The 10,849-nt window shown below is 61.9% G+C and carries 7 protein-coding genes; all 7 read left to right on the forward strand.

Annotated features, from left to right (window positions below):
• Nucleotides 1-158: 158 nt before the first annotated feature.
• A complete protein-coding gene (locus HMPREF0577_RS10325) occupies nucleotides 159-4,058 on the forward strand; it encodes an ATP-binding cassette domain-containing protein (RefSeq protein ID WP_004013839.1) in 3,900 nt (1,299 codons plus the stop codon).
• On the forward strand, nucleotides 4,058-6,730 hold the full coding sequence (locus HMPREF0577_RS10330) for an FtsX-like permease family protein (RefSeq protein ID WP_004013840.1): 2,673 nt from the start codon (nucleotides 4,058-4,060) through the stop codon (nucleotides 6,728-6,730). The genes HMPREF0577_RS10325 and HMPREF0577_RS10330 overlap by 1 nt, the downstream gene beginning before the upstream one ends.
• 148 nt (nucleotides 6,731-6,878) lie before the next feature.
• Nucleotides 6,879-7,286, forward strand: a complete 408-nt coding sequence (locus HMPREF0577_RS10335; RefSeq protein ID WP_004013841.1) for a phage holin family protein — start codon at nucleotides 6,879-6,881, stop codon at nucleotides 7,284-7,286.
• Nucleotides 7,283-7,618, forward strand: a complete 336-nt coding sequence (locus HMPREF0577_RS10340; RefSeq protein WP_004013842.1) for a DUF3618 domain-containing protein — start codon at nucleotides 7,283-7,285, stop codon at nucleotides 7,616-7,618. Before HMPREF0577_RS10335 ends, HMPREF0577_RS10340 begins: the two co-directional genes overlap by 4 nt.
• Nucleotides 7,619-7,813: 195 nt before the next feature.
• A complete protein-coding gene (locus tag HMPREF0577_RS10345; protein WP_004013843.1) occupies nucleotides 7,814-8,089 on the forward strand; it encodes a DUF3073 domain-containing protein in 276 nt (91 codons plus the stop codon).
• On the forward strand, nucleotides 8,079-10,013 hold the full coding sequence (locus HMPREF0577_RS10350) for an amidophosphoribosyltransferase (RefSeq protein ID WP_004013844.1): 1,935 nt from the start codon (nucleotides 8,079-8,081) through the stop codon (nucleotides 10,011-10,013). Before HMPREF0577_RS10345 ends, HMPREF0577_RS10350 begins: the two co-directional genes overlap by 11 nt.
• A 156-nt stretch (nucleotides 10,014-10,169) precedes the next feature.
• Nucleotides 10,170-10,849 (forward strand): phosphoribosylformylglycinamidine cyclo-ligase (locus HMPREF0577_RS10355; RefSeq protein WP_004013845.1); only part of this gene is annotated, 680 nt, incomplete at its 3' end.

Consider the following 10,849-nt stretch of genomic DNA (forward strand, 5'->3'; position numbering starts at 1 on the left):
CCCGGGTCAGGGGCTTATCTCGTTATCAAGCATTCTCAATAAAAGGCTTATGTGTCCATGTTGATGATTGCAGGCGTAAATTAATCGCACTCAGGCCGCTAATATGAAACAATCGGAATAGGACTGTCTTAAAACCAGGGAGGGGAGGAGAATCGGTAATGGCACCTCGTGAACCCGCCGCCTCGCCCTGTCCACAATATCCGGCGTCAATCACCCCCAACACCGGGACAATTCCCGCGCAAACTGGCAGCTTCCCCGCCCAGCCACCCGCCGCGCCCGCCACGCCGCAACTCTCTACACAAATCGCGCCGGTCGCCGACCCGATTATCACGGTGCGTGGCCTGCGGAAAACCTATGATTCCCCCGGGGGCGACCCGATAGTCGCCCTGGATAATATCAGCATCGACTTCCCGCGCGGCCAATTCACCGCGATTATGGGGCCATCCGGGTCGGGCAAATCCTCGCTGCTGCACTGCATCGTGGGTTTGGATTCTTTTCAAGAGGGAATAGTCAAGGTCGCGGGCAAGAACCTGGCCACCATGTCCAGCGCAGAACTGACCGAGTTCCGCCGCGTCACCGTCGGTTTCATTTTCCAGTCCTATAACCTGATTCCCACTTTGAGTGCGCGGGAAAACATTGAAATCGCGGCGGAGCTGCAGCGCCACCAGGTTGACCACAAACACTTCAAAGACCTGGTGAACCGCCTTGACCTTGGTAAACGCCTTAATGTTTTTCCTTCGCAGCTTTCGGGAGGCCAGCAGCAAAAGGTTGCTTGTGCCCGCGCCCTGTTGACCCGCCCGGCCGTGGTGGTTGCGGACGAACCGACCGGCAGCCTCGATTCAGAGTCTGCGGCGGAAGTACTGGCATTCCTGCGTGGCGCTGCGGCGGATTGGGGACAGTCTGTCGTCATGGTTACCCACGAGCCGGATGCGGCGCAGTACGCCAGTCGCGTATTGTTCCTGCATGATGGGCGGCTGGTCGCACAGTTGACGAATCCGACGCGCGAGGCCATCTTAGAGGCGCAGCAGACCCTGGGCCAGTTGCGTTCGGGGGGGTCGGTTGGCTCGGGTGCTTCTGCCGGTTTGGATGTGGGTTCATTAGGTGCCATTTCGGGGATTGCGGCGGATTTCACTGGGAAGGCGGGGGTGAATCCGTTTAATCCAGCTAATAGTTCTTTGGCCGATGCGGCGGGTGGATTGGCGCCTGTGGCGGGCAATGCTGGAGGCTCCCTGGCGGATTCCCCCGTTGAACCGGATCAAAGCGCGCAGAACACCGGGAATTCCTTGGCACCTCATGAAACCGAAACCCCCGAAACACCCGAAACCCCCGCCGTGAAGCCGCCCGAGAAACCCAAAAACCGTCGCTCCAGCTGGCGCAACCGCAAGAAACGCCGCCCCGTCGCGGATCCGGCGCTTGCCCAAACATTTGCCAATCTGGGGGTTGCCGTGCCGGATTCGCAACCCAATGAATTGGCCGATTCCCTGGCAATCGGCCAATTCAAGTGGCCGAGCCTGTCCGTGGCTTCCCCGGATATGAACGAAGGCGACAATGAACTTTTGGGTCAGCCCTTGGGGCTTTTCGCGCGACATTCCGTCCCGGAGCCTCCCGCTGTGTCCGGGGAGCCAGTGATTCCGACCGATTCGACGGAACCGGCCGTGTCTGGGAATCCGTCGGAACCGGTCGCGCCGGCCGTGTCTGGGAACCCGACGGAACCGGTCGCGCCGGCCGTGCCCGCCGCTCAACCTACGCTGCCGGTAATGCTTGGGCAGTCGACGGAACCGACCGAACCGACCGTGTCTGGGAACCCGACGGGACCGGTCGCGCCGGCCGCCCCCACAACTTCGGCTCTCAACCCGGCCGTCCCCATAGTTACCAGCGCTTTCACTGTTACCCCGGGGGGCAGGGATGTGTCCGAGCCGGATTTGACCACCCCGAATGTGACCATGACCGATGCGACCCAGACCGGGGTTGGTTTTCTGCGTCGCGTGGCCGAGCCGGGTTACGGTTTCGTCCCCGACAATTCCGCTGCGCCCAGCGATTCTGGGGTGGTCGCCGGGTCGGTTGCCGGGGACAATTCGCCCGGGTTGTCCGGCTTGGATGGTTCTGGTGCGGTGGATGTGGCGGCTTCATTAGGTGCCATCCCGGATTCCGGCTCGATGGGGATTGCGGCGAGCCAAAACTCGGATACCGGTGGGGTTCCAGTGCAAACCAAGTTTAACTCCGAGGTTCCGAGCTGGGCGCAGCAGCTGGCTCCGGCCGCAGCTGAACCCGGTTTTGACCCCGGTTTTGAACCCGGGGCGTCCCTGGCGGCATCCGGGTGGGCGCTTAGCGATACCGGCCAGACCCGCCCAATCCCGGGTCAGCCTGCCCCTAGCGAAGCGGCTAAATCTGCCGGGATTGCGGCTGGGCAAACTGGTCATGAGGCTGGCAGCGTTGGAGCTGGGGTGACTTTAGGGCAAACGGATCCTGGGGTTTTCGCTGCTCAGGCGAGAGTTGGCGGTGTGGTTGGAATTAGTAATCCCGGGGTTGCGGCCGCTCAGGTCGGTCAGGCGGGGTATGGGGCGGCTGCTTTTGGCAATTCTTCCAATATTGTGCCTGGTCAAACCAAGAATGTGGCGGGAAGCGCGAATTTCCCAGCGCCTCGTGAAACCGAATTAACCCCAGCCACAAGCGCAACCACCACCGCGCCGTCGGCTCCAATCGGGTTTTTTGGCGGCACCGAGGCGACGGCTGCGGGGTCGATGCCGGGGATGCCGGGGATGCCGGGCGCGTCGGCTTTTGGGGCAGCGTCGCCGGCTCCGATTCCGGGACTAACGGAGGGACAAGCGCCAACGCCGATTCCGACCCAAATGTCGCACCCAGCACCGCTGAGAGAACCGGAAAACGAACCAGGAAATGCGGCGGGAAATGCGCGGCCAGTCGCGGGCACCGAGGCGGCGACAGGTGCGCGGGAAAACGAAGGCTCCGGCGAGCCGTCACGGCCGCGGCGCCGGCGACGTGCCTCGATTGATCCGCAAGAGGCCGAACTCGCCGGTCAAAACGAGTTGCTGCAAATGATTGCCCAGGCCGAGAAACTGCTCGCGGCCAGCGGCGCGGCCATCAGTGATGCCCAAGATGCGTTGACTTCGCCGGAAAAATCCGGGAAATCCAAGGAAACAGAGGTAGTGGTCGGCGGCACGGATGCTAAGTCCGGGGCGGGCGGTGGCGCGTCGGTGGATAGAGCTGGCGGCGGGTTTAGGTCGGGTGGCAATCTTGGGGTCGCGTCGACTTTGGGCGGAACATCGGGTGGGGCGAGCGGTGCCGCTAAGTCTGGCATGGTCGGCGGGTCGGTGCGGGGCTCGGTTCGTCAAGGTGGCTCGGCTTCATTAGGTGCCAGCCCGGTTTCAAGCGTCCCTAGCGCGGCGACCACTAATATTTACCGGCCGGCGACCAGCACTTTCACCAGCGTAAAAGGGAACGCGTCCCTGGCGGAACTGGCGCGTTCGCTGGGTTTGGAAGACGTAATTACCGCTGGGCGTGACCAGCCGGGCGGCACCTCTAGTCCCGGTGCCAAGAACCTTGGCGAGAGCCTCGGATTGGCGACCGGTGGTAGCGGGGGTCAGCGGGCCGTGCGGGCAGGCACCGGCGCAATCCCAGATAGGCTCGGTCATTTTAATCCACATAGTTCGCCCGATTCGCTCGCCGCGCGTGGCGTGGCCGGCACCACTTTCGGTTCTGGGGCGCCCACAACCTCGGTCGCGGGCAGTGCCCCCGGCGCGCCCGGCACCACGAGTTCCGGTTTCCGGTCTTTCATGGCCGGCGCCTCTGGCCAGACCAGCCCCGGGGACTCCGGGTCGACTCGCGGCGCCACCCCCGACCAAGACCTGTTGATTGCCCGCGCGGATGCCATGTTAGCCCAGGCTAATGCCCAGTCCCTCGACCTGCAACGCAGCTTGCTGGATCTGGAAAACCCGGCCGGCTCGCCATCCCAATACCACGACGCGGCTCGGCTGGCACCTCGTGAATCCGCAACCCCAAACCATAACCCGACCCCCACCATCGACCCGAAGGGGCGCTGATGTGGAAACTGATTATCCGCGAGATTGCAACGCGCAAAACCCGATTCGCGGCGGCGGTGGTGGCGGTGATGCTGGGGGTCGCGTTCCTCAGCCTGACGTTGGGAGTCAAAAACCTGGCGATGAACTCCCTGGCTCAGGCGGAAACCGCGACGCTGAACGCTGACCTTTATGCGGCCGGGCCGCCGGTGAAACACGCGAATCCCCTGGATTTGGCGGCGCGCGGCCCGATTAACGTGTCCCAAGCCGAGGTAATCGAAGCCGTGGAAGGAACCGCCCACGCCGCCCCAATCTTTGAAGGGGAAGCCGTGCTGCTCGACGCACACAAACGCCCGCTTACCTGGGGGTTTAGTGCAACCCGGGTGCGAGGAGCCTATGCGTTTCCCCCCGGCCCCACCTTGAAAGAAGGGCGGCTGCCCAGCGGGAAAACCGAGGTGATGCTAGAAGAGAGCACCGCGCAGCGCGCCGGACTGAAGGTCGGTTCGCAAGCCACGCTGATTTGGGGTGGGACGGTACACCGAATGCAGATAGTGGGAATCGCCAGTTTCGATGCCCCTTTGGGTATTGCGACCATGGCTTTCGTCGATGCCAAGCTGGCGAAAACCTGGTTTTCCCCGGAATCTCGGGTGAAACTGATAGGGATAAAGGCCAGTGCCTCGGCGAATCTGCAGGTCGTCAAGGAACGCATTCAAGAAGCCGTCGGCCCGGACGCGACGATTGTGGAAGGCGCGAAGCTGCGTGCCGAACACGCGGCGGCAGCCGAACGAGCCGTGGGCTTCGTAAACACCCTGGTGTTGTGGTTTGTGGCCTTGGCGCTGTTGGCGGGGGGGTTCCTGATTGCTAATACTTTCGGGATTATGGTTACTTCGCGTTACCGAGCCTTGGGGTTGCTGCGGGCTGTGGGATACGGGGCACCGGCTTTGCGGCGCCTGGTTTTAGGTCAAGCTCTGATTGTGGGTGTGCTGGGGTCGGTGCTCGGGGTGGCTTTGGGGGGCGGCTTGACGGCCGGGCTTCGCGCCGTCTTGGCGGGTCGTGGCTGGCTGGTCGACAGCTGGTTTTCGGCATCGTCGCTGGTGGCGGTGATTTTCGCGTTCCTGGCGGGGGTGGTGACCACGGTGTTGGCTGGGGTTGCTCCCGCGTGGCGGGCGGGGCGGATTCCGCCGCTGTCCGCCTTGGAATTGGGGGCGCCGACGGGCGAGAAACCGGTGCGGATTCGTGCGCTTGTTGGCGCGGGGTTACTGGCCGTGGCTGCCGGTGGCACCGGTTTGGGGCTGTGGTTGAGCGGCCAGACCTGGGATTGGACAGTTTTGCTGGTGCTGGCGGTGTCCGGGATAGTGGGTCTGGTGGGTTTGCTGGCGATTTTGGCGTGGCTGTTGGGTCGGATGGCGGCGATTTTGGCTCTGATGGCGCGGGGGTTGAACCTGTTGCCGGTGCGTTTGGCTTTGCAGAATTTGGGGCGCTATCCGCGCCGGGCGACGCTGGGTTGCGCGGCGCTGGTTATCGGGGTGGCGATTGCGACGGCCGGCGGAGTGTTGGCCGATTCGGCGCGGGTTTCGCTGCGGGTTGGTACGGTTCACGAGGTGCAAACTGATTTGGTGGTCGCATCCTTGCAGCCTTCGACCAGCCTGGAAAAAGTGGTGCGTTTGGTGCAAGATGTTCCCGGGGTTTCCGAGGCGAAGGCGGGGGTGATTAGTGCTCCGGTCTGGCTGCGTTTGGGGGGTGGCGCGACGGATGACGCCAGTGGTTCCGGGGATATGGCGGCTGGTGTGTCCGGTGTTGGGGTCAGTGTGGGGTTGGCCGCCACGGGTTCCGGTGGGGTTGCCGGGGCGGTTGCTGCCGCCGGTGATTCCGGTGGTTTGGGGATTCATGAGGTGCCAGCTCTGGGTATCAGCCCGGCGGATTTACACACTACCCTGCGGCTTCACGCGGATGCGGGCTCGGTAGCGAGCCTGGAACAGGGTGATGCGTTGGTCAACACCCGTACCGCGCGGATTGGGGGCTGGAAACTGGGCGATTCGATTACGATTACGGGGCCGTTGGGGATTTATTCCACCAAGATTGGTGGTTTCGTGACTTCCAGTTTAATTCGAGCCGACGTGTTCTTGGATGCCCAATATTTGCGCCAAATTTCGGCTCCGGAACAGGTTACGCGACAGTTTATTTTTGTGAATGTCGTCGGCGATGTGACTGGCGTGAAACAACGGATTCAAAAAGTCCTCGATCCGTATTATGTCTTTACGGTGATGGCACCTCGTGAACTGGCGGCAGTAACCGCCGCCCCGACCGCCAATATAGTGTTGGTGATGCACGCCCTGCTGGGGTTCTCGGTGGTGATAGCGCTGCTAGGGGTGGTGAACACGCTAATCCTGGCGGGTCTAGAGCGCCGGGTGACGTATCGCCTGTTGCGGGTCATTGGGATGAAACCGCGCGAGGTGGGGGCGATGGTGCGGTGGGAGGCCTTCTTCCTGGCGTTGCTGGGGGCGTTAATCGGGTGGGGCACCGGGATGGTTTTGGGTTTGACCTGGAGGTTTGCGCTGCGTCATGAGGGGCTAGCCCTGGTTTCAGTGCCGTGGTTGGCGCAAGGCGGGCTTATCGTGGTGGCGGTAATCCTGGCGGTTGTCGCGGCGATTCTGCCGGCGCGCCAGAGTGCGCGCCGCTCGGTTATGGACACATAAGCCCCTTATTGAGAATGCTTGATAACAAGATGAGCCTGTGACTCGGGATTTTGCCTGGCTTATTACCCTAGCAAAGTGCTTATGTTTCCGTGACTAAACCCAGACTAAGTGTATGATGGGATTACCTTAACTAATTAGGAGGAAATCTATGCCCGGAAGCCAAGGAAGCCTGGGGGAGCTATTCGCGCGGTTTACCACCCAGATTTCTAAACTATTCCGCGCGGAAATCGCATTGACCAAAGCTCAGGCCAAAGCCGCCGCACAGCGCTTCGCCGCCGCCGGCATCCTGCTGGTAGCGGCGCTGGTTTTAGCGCTATACATGTTGGGTTGGCTGATTCACGCTATGTTCCTCTCCTGGCAACTGGCAGTACCGTCCTGGGCAGCCGCCCTGTTGACCGCTGCCGTGTTAGCAGTTCTGGCGGTAATCCTGGGCGTGGCCGGATACGCGGCGTTGAAAAAGGCGCAACGCCACCTGCCCAATCCAACCGAAGGCGTGAAAACTGATGTGGGAATCATTAAATCCGCGTTTAAACCCACCACGGAGGAAGATCGATGACTGAAACAGAACAGGGCTCAACCCTTGGGAATACGGTGAATCCGGGGCAAGCACCTCATGAATCCGACTTTGGAACCGACCCCCAAACCATCGAGGCTCACATCCGCCAGGCACGTGAAGAAGTCGCCGCCACCGTCGACGAACTGGTCGACCGAATGCGCCCCGCGAACCAAGCCAAAGCCCTGAAAGACAAGGCATTGGGGGTCGTGGACGCCGCGCGGGAAACCGTGGCGGACGCCATCGCCGGCGACGATGCGGCTCGCAAAAAAGTCGGTATCGCGGCCGGGGCTATCGCCGGATTGACCCTGTTGGCGCTGCGGCGGCGGCACTAAGAATCAATCGGGGTTGGCTGAGGCCGACTGAGTCCGGTGGTCGAGATTGGTGATTGAGGCCGAAAGGCAGAGTCGGCGAACCAGACCAGAAAATAAAAAGTGTCGACTAACTGGCATAAATAACGTTCAAGGCATAGACTAATACCAGACACTATGTCTCCAGTTATCGTCGTTTAGTGTGGAAGGACCAGGCAAATGGGCCGTGGCCGTCAGAAGGCTAAGCAAACGAAAGTAGCACGTCGCCTCAAATATGGGGGTCCCGAACCCGACCTCGAGGCGTTGGAACGTGAACTCTCCGGCAAAGGGCGTTTCCCCGAAGCACCCGAAGAGGATGACCCCTACGCGAAATACGCTGAACCGGATTACGACAAGTGGTCTGATTACGCCACAGATGACCCCTATGCGAAATACGCGGATTACGCGCACGACTTCGAGGACGAGGAATCTGACGGCTCGGAACATGGCGTTTGAATTCGGAGCTCTTGAGGTCGCGGCGGGCGTGAGCCTGCCGGAACTGCCGGTAAGCTCTGTGGGCTCAAAACCGGGATTGACGGGGCTGAAGCCCGGATTACCAAGGGAAACACCGTGCGAGGTGCCGGGGGCGGATTCCCCGATAAACCCCAGGGTGGCGACAGAAGGGACACAGCCCGGAAAATCGACGACGAACCCAGACGAACCCTGGAATCCTGGGGCGACACCGGAAGACGACTATCCCCGTGAAGAATGCGGAGTGTTTGGGGTGTGGGCGCCGGGCGAGGATGTCTCGCGCCTGGCATATTTCGGGTTGTATGCCCTGCAGCATCGCGGCCAAGAATCGGCGGGGATTGCGACTTCCGATGGTTCAAAGATTCTGGTTTTCAAGGATATGGGACTGGTGTCCCAGGTGTTTAGCGACCGGGATTTAGCGACTTTGACCGGTCATATTGCGGTGGGTCATGTGCGCTACGCCACGGCCGGGGCTTCGTCTTGGCGCAATGCGCAGCCCACCTTGGGGCCGACGGCTTTCGGTACGCTGGCTTTGGCGCATAACGGGAATCTGGTGAATGCGCGCGAGTTAGCGGCGCGAGTGGGGGTGGCGGCTGCGGGCCGGGCGGGTTCATTAGGTGCCAGTGGGGAATGCGGCGAGACGCGGGATTCCGGGATGGCACCTCGTGAAAACGAAACCACCGGAAAACGAACCACGATACCCCAAGATTCAACTTCCGACACGATGCTGTTGACCAAGATAATAGGAGCGATTTCGCACCACGTTGCCGGCGCTAGGGGTGGCGCGAGCCGCGAGGGTGGCGCGGGTTCATTAGGTGCCAGTGGGGATTGTGGCGAGACGCGGGATTCCGGGATGGCACCTCGTGAAAACGAAACCACCGGAAAGCGAACCACGGTACCCCAGGATTCGGCCTCCGAAGTGAAACTGTTGGGGGTAATGCGCCGGGTTTTGCCTCAGTTGGACGGGGCGTATTCCTTGACTTTTATGGACGAAACCACGCTGTATGCGGCGCGTGACCCGCACGGGATTCGACCCCTGGTGTTGGGGCGGCTGGCGGCTGGTGAGGTCGGGTCGGCGGGCGCGGCTGGCGGCTGGGTGGTGGCCTCCGAGACGGCGGCGCTAGACATTGTGGGCGCGGTGTTTGTCCGCGAAATCGAACCCGGCGAACTGTTGGCTATCAACGAAAACGGGGTGCACTCCGAGCGTTTCGCCCCGGCTCGGCCGGCGGGTTGCGTCTTTGAATACGTGTACTTGGCGCGCCCGGACACCCAGATTTCGGGGCGTTCGATTATTTCCGCGCGCCGCGAGATGGGAGCGGCTTTGGCTCGGGAAGACCGCGAGATGGGGGCGGTTCTAGCCGATATTGTGATGGCCACCCCGGATTCCGGAACCCCCGCCGCGATTGGTTACGCCGAGGAATCCGGGATTCCATTCGTGCAAGGCCTGGTCAAGAACGCCTATGTGGGCAGGACTTTTATCCAACCAACCCAAACGATGCGCCAGATGGGGATTCGCCTGAAACTGAACCCGGTGCGCTCTGTGATCGAGGGCAAACGCCTGGTGGTTATCGATGATTCGATTGTGCGGGGCAATACTCAGCGTGCCGTGGTGCGGATGCTGCGCGAGGCCGGAGCCAGGGAAGTTCATATCCGGATTTCTTCGCCGCCGGTGCTGTGGCCGTGTTTCTATGGGATTGACTTTGCCACCCGCGAGGAACTGATTGCCACCGAGCTGGGTGTGAGCGAGATTTGCCGTTCCTTGGGGGCGGATTCCCTGGCCTACCTGCGGTTCGAGGCGATGGTAACGGCGACTGGCCAGCCGGAGGGCGCGCTGTGTACCGCGTGTTTTTCCGGGCGGTACCCGACCGGGATCCCCCAGGGCGCTGCGGTGCAGGGGGCGGAGCCCTGAGGGCGCCGCAGTTGCGGGGCGGAGGCATTGAGAAACGGCCATGATTGGCTGTTTCTCAACCGAAGCACCCTAATCTAAAAACCAAGGCCGCAGCGCTTTGGAAAAAACCGTCGTCCCGGATGGCACCTCATGAATACGAAACAAAAGGAGTAAAAAATGACCACAAACCCGTACGCAAGCTCCGGAGTCGACGTGGATGCCGGGGACCGCGCGGTCGAGCTGATGAAGGCCGATGTGCGCGCAACCCAGGGGCTGGGGGTGCTGGACACGGCCGCAACCGGCGGTTTTGCGGGGCTGTTTGACCTGCAGTTCGCGACCCAGGGGATGCGTCGGCCGCTGTTGGCGACTTCGACTGACGGGGTGGGCACCAAAGTGGATTTGGCGCGACGGCTGGGAATCTGGGACACGGTGGGGATTGACTTGGTGGGGATGGTCGTGGATGACTTGACCTGCGCGGGGATTCGGCCGTTGTTCATGACGGATTATATTGCCTGCGGGCGGGTGGAGCCCAAGCGGATTGCGGCGCTGGTGCGCGGGGTGGCCAGAGCCTGTGAGGAAGTCGATTGTGCCTTGATAGCGGGGGAGACGGCGGAACACCCTGGGCTGTTGGGGGATGACGAGTTCGATATTGCCGGGGCTGCGACCGGTGTGGTGGACGAGCGACGGCTGCTGGGTCCGGCGCGGGTGTGCGCGGGGGATGTGCTGGTTGGTTTTGCCTCGAGTGGGTTGCATTCTAACGGGTATTCGCTGGTGCGCCGGATTGTGGCCGAGGCTGGTTTGGACTGGGGGGCGCCGGTACCGGCGGGGGTGTGTCCCCCGGTGGGTTCGCCGTTTTC

Source organism: Mobiluncus mulieris ATCC 35243 (assembly GCF_000160615.1).
GTDB lineage: Bacteria > Actinomycetota > Actinomycetes > Actinomycetales > Actinomycetaceae > Mobiluncus > Mobiluncus mulieris.

What these genes read in the sequence shown, in the direction of transcription:
- HMPREF0577_RS10325 (WP_004013839.1), top strand. Translation starts at nt 159, where the DNA reads ATGGCACCTCGTGAACCCGCCGCCTCGCCCTGTCCACAATATCCGGCG.
- HMPREF0577_RS10330 (WP_004013840.1), top strand. Translation starts at nt 4,058, where the DNA reads ATGTGGAAACTGATTATCCGCGAGATTGCAACGCGCAAAACCCGATTC.
- HMPREF0577_RS10335 (WP_004013841.1), top strand. Translation starts at nt 6,879, where the DNA reads ATGCCCGGAAGCCAAGGAAGCCTGGGGGAGCTATTCGCGCGGTTTACC.
- HMPREF0577_RS10340 (WP_004013842.1), top strand. Translation starts at nt 7,283, where the DNA reads ATGACTGAAACAGAACAGGGCTCAACCCTTGGGAATACGGTGAATCCG.
- HMPREF0577_RS10345 (WP_004013843.1), top strand. Translation starts at nt 7,814, where the DNA reads ATGGGCCGTGGCCGTCAGAAGGCTAAGCAAACGAAAGTAGCACGTCGC.
- HMPREF0577_RS10350 (WP_004013844.1), top strand. Translation starts at nt 8,079, where the DNA reads ATGGCGTTTGAATTCGGAGCTCTTGAGGTCGCGGCGGGCGTGAGCCTG.